The sequence below is a fragment of the Stenotrophomonas oahuensis genome (assembly GCF_031834595.1).
In the GTDB taxonomy this organism is placed as follows: Bacteria; Pseudomonadota; Gammaproteobacteria; order Xanthomonadales; family Xanthomonadaceae; genus Stenotrophomonas; species Stenotrophomonas oahuensis.
This window is the reverse complement of the sequence record NZ_CP115541.1, coordinates 876,042-889,577: the sequence shown is the minus strand read 5'-3', so window position 1 is coordinate 889,577 and position 13,536 is coordinate 876,042. Positions and strand designations below refer to the sequence as shown.

At 65.6% G+C, this 13,536-nt stretch carries 12 protein-coding genes; 4 read left to right on the top strand and 8 right to left on the bottom strand.

The window, feature by feature from the left end; translation table 11 throughout:
- Positions 1–17: 17 nt before the first annotated feature.
- Both PDM29_RS03910 and fhuE read right to left on the bottom strand, forming a co-directional pair.
- Positions 18–1,526, bottom strand: a complete 1,509-nt coding sequence (locus PDM29_RS03910; protein ID WP_311192582.1) for an arylsulfatase — start codon at positions 1,524–1,526, stop codon at positions 18–20.
- Positions 1,527–1,732: 206 nt separating this feature from the next.
- Entirely contained in the window at positions 1,733–3,904 is a 2,172-nt protein-coding gene (gene fhuE / locus PDM29_RS03905) for a ferric-rhodotorulic acid/ferric-coprogen receptor FhuE (protein WP_311192581.1), read from the bottom strand.
- Positions 3,905–4,176: 272 nt separating this feature from the next.
- On the opposite strand from fhuE, the gene PDM29_RS03900 reads away from it, so the two are divergent.
- Together PDM29_RS03900 and PDM29_RS03895 are read left to right on the top strand one after the other, a co-directional pair.
- On the top strand, positions 4,177–4,659 hold the full coding sequence (locus PDM29_RS03900; RefSeq protein WP_311192580.1) for a VOC family protein: 483 nt from the start codon (positions 4,177–4,179) through the stop codon (positions 4,657–4,659).
- A gap of 120 nt (positions 4,660–4,779) precedes the next feature.
- Positions 4,780–5,649 carry an EamA family transporter gene (locus tag PDM29_RS03895; RefSeq protein ID WP_311192579.1) on the top strand — a complete coding sequence of 290 codons (870 nt, stop codon included), beginning with the start codon at positions 4,780–4,782 and terminating at the stop codon, positions 5,647–5,649.
- Positions 5,650–5,677: 28 nt separating this feature from the next.
- On the opposite strand, the gene PDM29_RS03890 is transcribed toward PDM29_RS03895, so the two are convergent.
- From PDM29_RS03890 to PDM29_RS03875, 4 genes are all read right to left on the bottom strand, one after another.
- Entirely contained in the window at positions 5,678–6,445 is a 768-nt protein-coding gene (locus PDM29_RS03890; RefSeq protein WP_311192578.1) for an endonuclease/exonuclease/phosphatase family protein, read from the bottom strand.
- Between the two features lie 26 nt (positions 6,446–6,471).
- Positions 6,472–7,302, bottom strand: coding sequence for a thiol:disulfide interchange protein DsbA/DsbL (locus PDM29_RS03885; protein WP_311192577.1), 831 nt, complete (start codon positions 7,300–7,302; stop codon positions 6,472–6,474).
- Between the two features lie 109 nt (positions 7,303–7,411).
- The gene (locus PDM29_RS03880; protein WP_311192576.1) at positions 7,412–8,062 is read right to left on the bottom strand and encodes a thiol:disulfide interchange protein DsbA/DsbL; all 651 of its coding nucleotides are present in this window, start codon (positions 8,060–8,062) and stop codon (positions 7,412–7,414) included.
- 103 nt (positions 8,063–8,165) lie between these two features.
- Complete coding sequence (locus tag PDM29_RS03875) at positions 8,166–8,948, bottom strand: c-type cytochrome (RefSeq protein ID WP_311192575.1); 783 nt, start codon at positions 8,946–8,948, stop codon at positions 8,166–8,168.
- 154 nt (positions 8,949–9,102) lie between these two features.
- Between PDM29_RS03875 and yihA the strand changes: the two genes are divergently transcribed.
- A complete protein-coding gene (gene yihA, locus PDM29_RS03870; protein ID WP_311192574.1) occupies positions 9,103–9,726 on the top strand; it encodes a ribosome biogenesis GTP-binding protein YihA/YsxC in 624 nt (207 codons plus the stop codon).
- Between the two features lie 70 nt (positions 9,727–9,796).
- Here yihA and PDM29_RS03865 read toward each other — a convergent pair whose 3' ends face one another.
- Positions 9,797–10,783, bottom strand: coding sequence for an MBL fold metallo-hydrolase (locus PDM29_RS03865; RefSeq protein WP_311192573.1), 987 nt, complete (start codon positions 10,781–10,783; stop codon positions 9,797–9,799).
- A 99-nt stretch (positions 10,784–10,882) separates the two neighbouring features.
- A complete protein-coding gene (locus PDM29_RS03860; protein WP_311192572.1) occupies positions 10,883–11,719 on the bottom strand; it encodes a helix-turn-helix transcriptional regulator in 837 nt (278 codons plus the stop codon).
- A 178-nt stretch (positions 11,720–11,897) separates the two neighbouring features.
- Between PDM29_RS03860 and PDM29_RS03855 the strand changes: the two genes are divergently transcribed.
- Positions 11,898–13,262, top strand: a complete 1,365-nt coding sequence (locus PDM29_RS03855; protein ID WP_311192571.1) for a glutamate--cysteine ligase — start codon at positions 11,898–11,900, stop codon at positions 13,260–13,262.
- Positions 13,263–13,536: the final 274 nt, after the last annotated feature.

Here is a 13,536-nt window from a genome sequence, read left to right as displayed (position 1 = left end):
GCCCGGTGCCCCGCGTTTCACGCCTTCGGAAGCATCGCGTCCATTACGCGGTCGATGCTGAAACTGGCTGCACGCGCGCGCGGCGGAAACTCCTTGAAGCTCTCCAGCCACTGCGCAAGGATCGGCGGCGCTGCATAGAGCAGGAAGTTCTGCTCCATGAACCAGTCGTAGTACTTGATGCTGACTTCACCCCGTTCAAAAGGATCGGCGCGCAGGTCGAAGAATTTGGGAATGCGCATTTCCGACAGCGGCTCGCGCCACACATGGATGCCTTCGCTGCGCTGCTCGGAGAACACGACCTTCCAGCGTCCCAGACGCACTGCCATGCATTCGCCGTCGTCGCTCCAGTAGATGAAGCCCTGGCGCGGAGATTCCTCGGCCTTGCCCGAAAGGAACGGGACCAGGTTGTAGCCATCCAGGTGGACCTTGTAGGCGCGCCCGCCGATGTTGAAGCCTTTCTTGAGCTTTTCCACCAGTTCGGGTTCGCCATTGGCCGCGGCGAAGGTCGGGATGAAGTCCTGCAATGAGGCAATGTCATTGATCACGCGGCCGGGTTCAATCACGCCTGGCCAACGCATCACGCACGGCACGCGCCAGCCACCTTCCCAGTTGGTGTCTTTCTCGCCACGGAACGGGGTGGTGCCACCGTCGGGCCAGGTCATGACCTCCGCACCATTGTCGGTGGTGAACACCACAATGGTGTTGTCGGCGACCTTCAGTTCCTCCAGCTTGTCCAGCAGCTGACCCACATAGCCATCCAGCTCGACCATGCCGTCCGGATAAGTGCCCAGACCGGTCACTCCGACAGACGACGGCTTGAGGTGCGTGAAAACGTGCATGCGAGTGGGATTGAAGTAGCAGAACCACGGCTCGTTGGCGGTCGACTTGCGCGTGATGAAGTCCAGCGCCGATTCCAGAAACTCCTCATCCACGTTCTCCATGCGCTTGCGGGTGAGTGGGCCGGTGTTCTCGATCTGCTGCCGGCCGACCTTGCCGAACTGTTCTTCGACAGTGGCGTCGTCCTTGTCGATGGCCTTGCACTTGAGCACGCCGCGCGGACCGTACTTCTTGCGGAACGCAGGGTCCTTGGGATAGTTCGGATACTCAGGCTCTTCTTCGGCATTGAGGTGGTACAGGTTGCCGAAGAACTCATCGAACCCGTGCACGGTGGGCAGGTGTTCGTTGCGGTCGCCCAGGTGGTTCTTGCCGAACTGCCCGGTGGCATAGCCGAAGTGCTTCATGACCTCGCCGATGGAGGGGTCTTCAAAGCTGAGTCCCAGGGTGGCACCGGGCATCCCGACCTTGGTCAGCCCGGTCCGGATCGGCGACTGCCCGGTGATGAAAGCGGCGCGCCCGGCGGTGCAGCTCTGCTGCCCGTAGAAGTCGGTGAAATTGGCCCCCTCGCGCGCGATGCGGTCAATGTTGGGCGTGCGGTAACCCATCACGCCGTTGTTGTTGCAGCTGATGTTGAACCAGCCGATGTCATCGGCCATCACGAACAGAATGTTCGGTTTCTGGGCGGCCATGTGAATCATCCTGCGCGGGAAGGTCCGGGCAGGGTAGGGCGCGGGCATGCCGGAGGCATCCGAAGAAGTGCTGTCACCGGGACGGTAAGAATACCGGCCCGAAAATGCACAAGGCCGGGTAAGTCCCCGGCCTTGCGTAGTGCCGGGCTTGCCCGGCAACCATGTGGATCGTTCCGTAGTGCCGGGCCGTGCCCGGCAACCACGAATCAGAACGACCAGGTGAACGTGATCGAACCGTTACGCTCGTCGCCGTAGGCACCATAGCCATTCACCTGCGACAGGTACTTCTTGTCCAGCAGGTTGTTCAGATTGGCCTGCACGCTGAACTGGGGAGCCAGGCGGTAACGCACGAAGGCATTCACCAACGCATAGCCACCCTGTTCGATCTGGCCGTACGCCGGCACCGGGTAGTAGATGCGGTTCTGCCAGTTGGCACCACCACCGATGGTCAGGTCGGTCATCGACTGCGGGGTGTAGCTGGTGAACAGTTTGATCGCAGTCTGCGGCAGACGGGTGTTGATGTCGGTGCCGTTGATGTCCTTGGCCACGTAACGCGATGCACCGAAGCTGGCGTTCCAGCCCGGGGCCAGCTCACCGTTCACTTCCACTTCGAAGCCGCGGCTGACGGTGCCACGTGCGCCGATGTAGGCGAACTCATTCAAGCTGCCATTGACCGGAATGTTGGTGGCCTGACCGACGTTGTCCTGCTCGATGCGGAACACGGCGGCCGAGGCATTCAGGCGATCGTCGAACCACGCGGCCTTGACGCCGACTTCGTAGCTCTTGCCATCCACTGGATCCAGGAAACCGCCCTGCTGGTTCTTCAGCATCTGCGGCTGGAATATCTCGGTGTACGAACCGTAGGTGCTCCAGGTGTCATTGATCTCGTACACCAGGCCGGCATACGGGGTGGTGACCTTGTGCGAACGGTCCGCACCTTCACCTTCGCTCTTCCAATCGGTGTAGCGCGCGCCCAGGATCAGCTTCAGCGGCTCAGCCAGCGACAGGCGGGTCGCGGCGTAGGCGGCCTTCTGGGTGATGGTGCCCTCGCTGGCCAGCGCCAGGGGGTTCCAGTTCGGCTCGCTGATGTCGCCGTTCCAGTTCAGGTAGCTGGAGAACGGGTCCCAGGTCAGGCCCGCGCCATCGATCTGGTAGTCGCCGTAGTTGGCGTAGTCGCGCTTGTTGTAGCTCAGGCCACCCATGACTTCATGCTTCAGGCCGAACAGCTCGAACGCGCCACTGAAGTAGCCGTCCACCGCGCTGACCTTGCGCTCGGTGTTGTAGAAGCCCGCCGACGGCGAGATGCCGGCACCGGTGTTCTTGTCGAACAGCGAGGCACCGGTGACCCAGTCGTTGTAGGCCGGGTAGAACAGCTTGTCGTCGGCCTTGGTTTCGTCGTGGGTCGCGCCGATGCGGACCATCCAGTCCTCATTGAAGTCGTGCTCCAACGTGGCGAACGCGCGCTTGCTGGTGGTGTCCCAGTAGGTCCACTTGGCGGCCGAATTGAACGATTCGTCGTAACCGGTCGAGCTGCCGTCGGAGTACAGCATCGGGAAGCCGCCCCAGGTGGCACCGTTGGCGCGCTTCTGCTGGTAGTCGTAGCCCACGCTCAGCTGGGTGTCCGGGGTCAGGTCGGCGTCGATCACCGCATAGCCCAGCGTCTTGTGCTGGTCGTAGCGGTCCATCTGCGATTCGGTGTCCAGGTAGCTGCCGATCACGCGCGCGCGCACCGAGCCGCTCTTGTTCAGCGGGGTGGTCACGTCAACGGTGCTGCGGGTGCGGCCCCAGCTGCCCACGTTGACCGACACGCTGCCGGTCAGCTCGGCGCTGTCGGCGTGCTTGCGGATCAGGTTGACCGAGGCCGACGGGTTGCCCGCGCCGGTCAGCAGGCCGGTGGAGCCGCGCACGATTTCCACGCGGTCATAGATGGCCAGATCCAGGCCGGAATCGCCGTAGCTCCAGTTCTGCACCATCTGGGTCGGCAGGTTGTCGAACTGGTAGCTGTCGATGTAGAAGCCGCGCGCGTAGAACTCGGTGCGCTCGGTGTCGGACTGGGTGCTGCTCACGCCGGTGGTGTTGCTGAGGACGTCCAGGATGTCGTCGAGGTTCTGGTCCTCGATGCGCTGGTGGCTGATGATGCTGATCGACTGCGGAATCTCGCGCGGGGCGAGATTGAAGCGGGTGCCGGCCGAGGTGCGGCGAACCGAGAAGCCTTCCGCGCGCTCGCCCTTGACCACGATCTTGTCCAGGGTGGTGGCGTCGGTGCTGTCCTGGGCAAAGGCCGGGGCAGCAGCGAAGGTGGCCAGCGCGACCAGCAGCGCCTGCGGCAGGCGGTGGTGGGGCAGGCGGCGGGACAGCACAGCGGTGCGACGGGTCATCAGCGGTTCCTGGGCAGCGGCGCGCGCCAGGCAACTCTCCACGCTGAGCCAGGCGGTGCGCGAAATAGGTGGGGGCAGGTCGTGGCTGGGCCTTGAATCCAAAGCACCGGGCTCGCTACTGATCGCCGCCGCGCCTTCCTGGTGCGAACGGGATCACACTATGTTAATGCGAATCATTGTCAGGCGCAATGCGACACCCAGTCGCGCTTCTGGCCCGGTCTTAACATCCTGGGGGGCAGGATGGCGGGCATTCCACCGGCGGGAGCGCCCTGATGATTGCCAAGAACACGATCTGTCTCTGGTACGACGGCACCGCGCTGGACGCGGCCACTTTCTATGCAGCCACCTTCCCGGACAGCGCGGTCAACGCGGTACACCGCGCCCCGTCGGATTACCCGGCCGGCAAGGCGGGGGATGTGCTGACCGTGGATTTCACCGTGCTGGGCATTCCCTGCATCGGCTTGAACGGCGGGCCTGCGTTCAAGCACAGCGAGGCGTTCTCGTTCCAGGTCGCCACCGATGATCAGGCCGAGACTGACCGCTACTGGGATGCCATTGTCGGCAACGGTGGGCAGGAAAGTGCCTGTGGCTGGTGCCGCGACAAGTGGGGGCTGTCCTGGCAGATCACCCCGCGAGCGCTGACCGAGGCGTTTACCAGCAGCGATCCGGCGGTGGCCAAGCGCGCGTTCGAGGCGATGATGACAATGACGAAGATTGATGTGGCTGGCATCGAAGCGGCGGTAAAAGGCCCGTAGTGACACGCCATGCGTGTCACCGCGTGGTATCTGGCACCGCGATGACACGCATGGCGTGTCACTACGGCAGATCCGACACCAGATGTGGTCGAGCCACCCATTCGGCTCTATCCTCCCGCGATGTCGACCTCCCGCCACGCCTCCCTGCTTCCCGTTCTGGCCGTCCTGGGCTCCGTCACCGCACTCGCGGTCGGCACCTCGTTCGCCAAACAACTGTTTCCCTTGATCGGTGCCCAAGGCACCAGCGCGCTGCGCGTCGGCTTCTCCGCACTGGTCCTGCTGGCGGTATTCCGACCGTGGCGCTGGACCACCAGCCGCACCGATGGCGGCGCGATTCTGCGCTATGGCCTGACCCTCGGCGCGATGAACCTGCTGTTCTACATGGCCCTGCGTACGATCCCGTTCGGGATCGCGGTGGCGATTGAATTCTGCGGTCCGCTGGCGGTGGCGATGTGGTCATCGCGCCGGCCGATCGATTTTGTGTGGGTGGCTTGCGCGGTGGCCGGGCTGCTGCTGTTGCTGCCACTGGGTCACGGCGAGCCGCTGGACCCCACCGGGGTGATGTTCGCGCTGGGCGCGGCGGCGTGCTGGGCGATGTACATCATCTTCGGCAAGCGCGCCGGGCATCTGCCGGCCGGGCACACCGTGTCACTGGGCATGTGTGCTGCCGCGCTGGTGGTGGTGCCGGTCGGCGTGGCGCATGCGGGTGCGGCGTTGCTGGACCCGAGGATCCTGCTGTTCGGGCTCGGCGTGGCGATTGTCTCCAGCGCGATTCCGATGTGGCTGGAGATGATGGCGCTCAAGCGGCTGCCGAAGGAGACGTTCGGCATTCTGATCAGCATGGAGCCGGCGGTGGCCGCGTTGCTGGCGATGGGGTTGCTCGCCGAGCATCTGACCGCGCTGCAGTGGGCAGCGATTGGGTGCACGGTCATGGCGTCGGTGGGCAGCACGTTGACCGCAAAGCCGACGCAGATGCCGATCAATACCTGACCGCCGCGATGCCAGATCCAGGCGTTGCCTAGCGCACCACGTGCGCTGGCACTTCAATCTCCATCGCCAGCGCCAGGTGATCCGAATACGCCGCCGGTACCGCTTCTGCGCTGCGCTGCTGCAGATTGCTGCTCAGCAGGATATGGTCAATCGCCCGATCCGGCCGCCAGCTGGGGAAGGTCGGCACCGCGCAGCCCGGGGGCTGCAGGGTGGTCTTCTGGTACAGCGCCTGCATTTCCGGACGGTCGGCCAGGCAGTTGAAGTCGCCCATCAGCACGGCATTGGGATGGTCGCTCAACAGCTCGCCGATGAAAGCCAACTGCGACATCCGAGAATTCGTGCCCAGTGACAGGTGCGCCACGGCCACCAGCAGGCCTTCGTTGCCTTCGCCGAACTTGGCCAGCAACACGCCGCGCCCGCCAATGCGGCCGGGCAGGGCGTGGTCCTGGACTTCGACCGGCTCCAGCTTGCTGAGCAGGCCATTGGCACTGGAGGCCACCCCGCCCATGCGGCGGTTCGGCTGGTGGCTCCAGTAGTTGAAGCCGGCGCGCTCGGCCAGGTAGTGGGTCTGGTTGGTGAAGCCCGAGCGCAGGCTGCCGGGGTCGGCCTCCTGCAGGCCGACGATGTCATGACCACGGGCCAGCTGGGCAATTGCATCCAGGCTGGACCGTTTGCGTCCCGCCGGCAGCGCATGTGACCAGCTGCGGGTCACGTAGTCGCTGTACCGGCGGGTACTGGAGCCGGCCTGGATGTTGGCCGTCAGCAGACGCAGGGTCCGGGTGTTGGGGGTTGTCACCACGGTTTCTCTTGTTGCGTTCGAACTCAGCCGCCCTTGGCAGCGCGCTCGCGGGCGATCAGGTGGTCGGCAATGCGCAGCATGTCGTCAAAGCTCTTGCCCTTGACCAGGTACTTGCCATTGACGATGACCGACGGGGTGCCGGTGATCTCGCTGCGCTGCGCGAACTGCTTGGCCTTGTTGGTCTGGCCGTTGACCGAGAAGCCGTTCATTTCGGCCAGGAACTTCTTCGCGTCCACGCCGTGCTTGGCGTAGAAGGCGGCGATGTCTTCCACGGAATCACGACCGCGTTCGCCCTTCAGCTCCTGGGTGACGTGGATCGCGGCGTACAGCGCGTCGTGGGTCTTTTCTTCAACGCCCAGGTTCTGCGCAGCGTAGAAGGCCTTGGCGTAGTTGTCCCAGGTGCCGCCGAACATGGCCGGCACATAGACGAAGTTGACGTCGCTCGGCAGGCCGGCCTTCCACGCCGCGATCTTCGGCTGGAACGCATTGCAGGCCGGGCAGACGAAGCCGAAGATCTCGGCGACTTCAATCTTGCCGGTGGCCGGGGCGAACGGCGCGCCCGCTTTTAGTGCCACGTAGTCGGTGCCTTCCACCGGCTCCGGGCCGACCGGCTTGGACGCTGCCGGTGCCGCTGCCGGCGCGGTGGTCTCAGCCTGTGCGCCCGCTTCGGCCGCTGCGGTTTCCGCTGCTGCCGTCTCGCCGCTGGCCGCGGTGGTGTCCGGGGTGGCTTCCGCCGGGGCCTCGGTGGTGGCCGGGGCTGCCGGGGTGGCGGTGTTCTCGGTGCCGTCCTTGGCCTGGCAGGCGGCCAGGATCGGCAGCAGAGCCATCAGGGCGAGGGCGAAACGGGTCTTCATGGAAGCATCTCCAGCAATTGAGCAGGGGAAGGCCGGTGCGTCATGCGCCGGCCAGGGGGAAATGATGACACGCGGTCGGCGCACCGCCGCGTGCAGGAGGTGTGACGGTTCAGCGAGCCTTGCCGGCGCGTTCGCGGGCGATCAGGGCGCTGGCGATGCGCAGCTGGTCGTCGAAGGTATCACCGGTAACCAGGTACTTGCCGTTGACGATCATCGACGGCGTGCCGGGAATCTGGGTGCGGCGGGCGAAGGCGCGTGCAGCGGCCAGCTTCTGTTCCACCGCATCGCTCTTCAGCGCTGCGATGTACTTCTCCGGTTCAACGCCATACGCCTGGTAGAACGTCGCCAGTTCGTCCGGCGCGATGTTCTGCATCGGCAGCGAACCCTGCTCGTGCAGTGCCTTGAACATGGCCGCATGACTGCGCTGGGCCACGCCCATCTCTTCGGCGGCGTAGTAGGCACGGGCGAACGAATCCCACGGCCCGCCGAACGCGGCCGGCACCGGAGTGAAGCGGACGTCCTTGGGCAGCTTCTTCGCCCAGGCTTCCAGCTTCGGTTCGAAATGCGCGCAATGCGGGCAGGTATAGCCGAACACCTCCACTACTTCGATCTTGCCCGCAGCGGGGGCGAACGTGCCGGGCTGGGCCAGCACCTTGTAGTCGGTGCCTTCGACCAGCGGCGCGGCGGGGGTGGCCAGTGCGGCCAGCGGGGTCACAGCCAGCAGCAACAGCATCAGGCGCGGGATCAACGTCTTCAACATCCATCTCCATCGGAAAAAACAACGCCGGCCTGATGCCGGCGTGAAGGGGAACATACCCTGCCGAAGCGGCAGGCGCACCTGCCGTCGGTCGCGGGCGAACGGTTCAGGGCGCGCGGGCAGGCACGCCAGCGACGTCGTCGGCACGGTTGTGCAGCCCCTGCAGGTAGCTGCCCAGTGCCTGGATTTCCTGTTCGGTCAACGACTTGGCAATGCTGGCCATGATCTGGAAGTGGGCCTTGTCGGTTTCCTGGGTCACCCCGGCCTGGTACTCCTGCAGCCGGCGCGCCACATAACTGGCGTGCTGGCCGCCAATGTGCGGGTAGGCCGGGCCCGGATTACCGGCCCCGGTGGGCCCGTGGCAGGCCATGCAGGCCGGAATGCCGCGCTGGGCGTCGCCGCCGCGATAGAGCTGCTGGCCGATCTCGTAGAACTTCAGGCCCTTGTAGGGGCCTTCGGCGACCACGCCGTCGTCGGCGAGCCCGGCGCTGGCCTTCTGCGTGGAGAAAAAGGCACCAATGTCGCGCATGTCCTGCGGGGTGAGGTCCTGCACGAACGGCACCATCGCTGCCGCGGCACCGGAACTGCGCTGGCCGTTGGCGATCAGCGCGATCTGCTGGGCCACGTAGCGTTCGCTCTGGCCGGCAATGCTGGGGTACATCTCCACCGTGGAGTTGCCGTCGGCCGAATGACAGGCCGCACAGGCCGCGGCCTTGGTCTGGCCGGCCTTGGGGTCACCCCAGGTGGTCTTGCTGAAATCAACCTCGAGCGAGGCGGTCTTCACCGGCGCGTTGTCGGGCAACGGGGTGATCGAGGTCTGGGCGACCGCAACAGCGGCCAACAGCGATACAGCAACAGCGGAAACGGCAAGAACGCGAGCATGGCGCATGCGGAAGCTCCGTGTGGACCGGCCTGGCAGGTACAGGGTGCACCCGCGGGGATCGGCCGATTATCCATGCCGGTTTGCGCCGGGGTCAACGCGGCAGTGCGGCAAAAACCGCCCGGCAGCGGCGCATCCGGCCCGGACATGCGATCCTATGCACATGTCACTGCTCCTAGAACGCGCCCATTACCTGCTTTCGGCCCACAACATCCGGCAATTGCCGGACGACGTCGGGGCCGAAGTGGCTTTTGCCGGTCGCTCCAATGCTGGCAAGTCCAGCGCCCTCAATGCCCTGACCCGCCAGAACAGCCTGGCCCGGGTCTCCAAGACCCCCGGCCGCACCCAGCAGCTGGTGTTCTTCGAGGTCACCCCGGAGGCCAAGCTGGTCGATCTTCCCGGTTACGGCTATGCCAAGGTGCCGTTGGACCTGCAGGCGCATTGGCAGGCCTTCATCGACCAGTACTTCCGCACCCGCGAGGCCCTGCGCGGGCTGGTGGTGGTGATGGACATCCGTCACCCGCTGAAGGACTACGACCGGCAGATGCTGGGCTATGCCGTGCAGCGCGGCCTGCCGGCGCACGCGCTGCTGACCAAGGCCGACAAGCTCGGCCGTGGCCAGCAGGGCATTGCCCTGCAGAAGGTCCGCAAGGACCTGCAGTCCTCGTTCGGCGACACCGTGAGCGTGCAGACCTTCTCCGGCCCGGCCCGCCAGGGCGTGGACGAGGCGCGCGGCATCATCGGTGGCTGGCTGGGTTTGAACAAGCCGGCCCCCGAGGCCGCATGACCGTGACCGCCCGACCAACGGTCGGGCGCTACCACCGGTAGGTATCGACCGTTGGTCGATACCCTCGCAATCACCGCGCCGGCAACGGCGCGAATTCGCCCGGGACCCACGCGAAGGCGTCGCCTTCGTGTCGCACATGACCCAATCCCGGGAAGGGCAGGTGCGCACCCGCCACCCACCAGCCGTGGTCGGCCGCCTGCGTCATCATCGCGCGGCGGCTGGCAATCGCCGCAGTCCTGTCGCTATCAGCCTCATAGCTGGCCGTTGGCTGCGCGAACTGCACCGCGTGGAAGTGCACGATGTCGCCCCACACCAGCAGCTGCTGGCTGCCGCCGTCCAGCTGCCAGGACACATGGCCGGGGGTGTGGCCCTGGCTGTCCAGTGCGGTCACACCGGTAGGCAGTGCCTGCCCTGCGCTGAAGCGCCTGACCTTGCCGGCGGCGTCATACGGCGCGACGGCTTTGCGGGCCAGGGCGAAGGCGAAGCGCACCCCTTGCGGTGCGGTCGCCTCGCTGGCCGGGTTCAACCAATAGTCCGCGTCGGTTTGCGACAGCCACACCGTGGCGTTGGGGTAGGCCGCTTTGCCATTGGCATCGAGCAGGCCACACAGGTGGTCCGGGTGGGCGTGGGTCAGCAGCACATCGTCGACCTCGGCCGGGTCATAACCGGCCGCGCGTAGATTGCCCAGCACCTGGCCCAGGCCGGGACCGAAGCACTGTGCTGTGCCCGTATCGACCAGGGTCAGATGCCGGCCGCTTTGCACCAGATAGGCATTGACCGCGGTCTGCAGGCCCTTGCCGTCTTCGGGCACGTAGCGGTGATCGAGCAGGCGGGTCACCGCGCCGGGTTCAATGCCGACCAGTTCCTGCCGGCCCAGCGCCACGGTGCCATCGAACAGGGCCGTGACCTGCAAGGTGCCGATCTGCTGGTGGTAAACACCTGGCACCTGCTGTTCGACCACATGGCCTGTCGCAGCCTGTGCCACCCCCGCCAACAGTAGTGCCGGGCCATGCCCGGCAACAAAGCAGACCAACCCACGAATTGAAAAACCGGCCATGAAAGCCTCCTGGCAATGCGGCACCGCCGCGACAGCCCCATGCTGCCGGCATCCTTTCGCGTGATGCGCTCACAATGCCGCGCAAACTGCTCGCCGACCTCAGCTGTTGCCAATCTCCGCCGGGTCCAGTCCATAGCGGGCAGCGAAGCGCCGGTTGAAACTGCCCAGCGAGCGATACCCTACGCGCGCGGCCACCGTCTTCAGCGGCAGGCGGGTGGTGTAGAGCAGTTGCATGGCATAGGCCAGGCGCGCGTCGGCAATGAGTTCACGCACGCTCAGCTGCTCGCTGGCCAGGCGTCGGCGCAGGGTGGCCCCGCTCATGCCGAGGTGACTTTCAAAGTCATGCGACTGCCAGTCGCGCTCGGGCTGGGCAGCGATCAGATCACGCAGGCGTTCGCCCAGGCTCGGCTCCGGGGCCAGCAGCAGGCTGCCGTGGCCACCGCGGCAGAACGCCACGATCAAGGTAGCCAAGGCCAGCCGTGCTTCGGTGTAGTGGCCACGTTCCAGTGCCGCACGCCACTGTCGCAGGGTGTCGGCATGTGCATCCAGCGCCAGTTGTGCCAGCGGCAGGCCGGCAGCGGGCAGCGGTTCGTTCCAGAGCGTGCGCGCCGCGCTCAGCGCTTCACTGCACAGCGGCACAATCGCGCTCAGGTAAAGGCCGCTGGCCGGGTCGGGGATGTTGACCACATCGATACGGCAGCGCTGGGTGATCAGGAACAGATCGCCGGGCACGAAGGTCATTGACTGCTGCGCGGTACTGACCTGTTTGCGCCCCTGCAGCAGAATGGCGAACTGCGGCTGTGGAATCTCCACCGATGACGCGCCGTGTTCGCGCCGGGCGGTGATGCAGGCATAGCCCTCGGCACGCTGGCAGTCGGCCAGGGTGGCAATCTCGGCCAGCAGGCCGGGGTCGGGCAGGGTGGGAGTGAGTGCCATGCCCACAGTGTAGGCGGCCCGGCGCGGCCCGGGGCAGCGTCAAGGGGCATCCGGTGGAATGCAGCAACCCGCCACGGTGACACGATGCACGCGGGCACCACGATATAGTGCGCCCTTGCGATGCCGGGCCCCCAGCCCCACATCCCGTTCCCCCGCCCCGAATTCTGCGAGCCTGCCCTTGTCGAGCCCCAGCCACGTCGCCGAGACGCCGATCACCGACCGCAATGAACTGGTCGCCACGTTGGCCTCCGGCGAGAAGCCCAAGGCGCACTGGCGCATCGGCACCGAACACGAGAAGTTCGGCTTCCGCCTGGATGACCTGCGTCCGCCGACGTTCGACGGCGACCGCGGCATCGAGGCGCTGCTCAACGGGCTGACCCGCTTCAACTGGGAGCCCGTGCAGGAAGGCGGCCGCACCATCGCGCTGGTCCGTGACGGCGCATCGGTGACGCTGGAACCGGCAGGCCAGCTGGAGCTGTCTGGCGCGGCACTGGAAAGCATCCACCAGACCTGCGTGGAAACCGGCACCCACCTCAACGAGGTGGCACAGGTGGCGGCGGAACTGCAGTTGGGCTTCCTGGGCATGGGCTTCCAGCCGAAGTGGTCGCGTGCGGACATGCCGTGGATGCCGAAGGGCCGCTACCGGATCATGCGCGAGTACATGCCGAAGGTGGGCCAGCTGGGCCTGGACATGATGACCCGCACCTGCACGGTGCAGGTCAACCTGGATTACGCCACCGAAGCGGACATGGTGAAGAAGTTCCGCGTGTCGCTGGCGTTGCAGCCGATTGCCACGGCGCTGTTCGCCGATTCGCCGTTCACCGAGGGCAAGCCGAACGGTTACCTCAGCTACCGTTCGCACATCTGGACCGACACCGACGCCGACCGCACCGGCATGCTGGACTTCGTGTTCGAAGACGGTTTCGGTTACGAGCGCTATGTGGACTACCTGCTCGACGTGCCGATGTACTTCTCCTACCGCGATGGCGTCTATCACGATGCCAGTGGACAGAGCTTCCGCGACTTCATGCAGGGCAAGCTGCCGGTGCTGCCGGGTGCGCTGCCGACGCTGCGCGACTGGTCCGACCACATGACCACCGCGTTCCCGGAAGTGCGCCTGAAGAAGTACCTGGAAATGCGCGGTGCCGACGCCGGCCCGTGGAGCCGCCTGTGTGCGTTGCCGGCGTTCTGGGTGGGCCTGCTGTACGACGAGACTGCATTGGACGCGGCGTGGGATCTGGTCAAGGACTTCAGTCTGCTCGAGCGTCATGCGCTACGCGACGGCGTGCCGCGCCAGGCCATGAACCTGCCGTTCCGCAACGGCACCGTGCGCGACCTGGCCCGCGAGGCAGTGAAGATCGCAGTGGCCGGCCTGCAGCGCCGCGCCGCACGCAATGCCGACGGCCAGGATGAGAGCCATTTCCTCGACGTCCTGCAGGAAATCGTCGAGTCCGGCCTGACCCCGGCCGAACGCAAGCTGGCGCTGTACCACGGCGAGTGGAACCAGAACGTGGACCCGGTGTTCTCGCAGTTCGCGTACTGATTTGGTCTCTGCAACAAAAGCAGCGTTTTCATTGTTCAGTGTGGGGAGGCCATCGGGCAGCCCCGCTCCGAGACACGCCGCAAGTACGTCCATGTAGGCTACTCCACGGCATCCATGCCGTGGAGTGTCTCTCCGGGGGCTACCCGATGGCCTCCCCCGATGGATCGCGCAATGCGGATCGAATTGCAAAAAAAAGCCGGCCAATGGCCGGCTTTTTGCTGTTCTTAGGCTACCGACCAACTCTCTCGGGGTGGCGGGTGCGGGGGTACGGGAC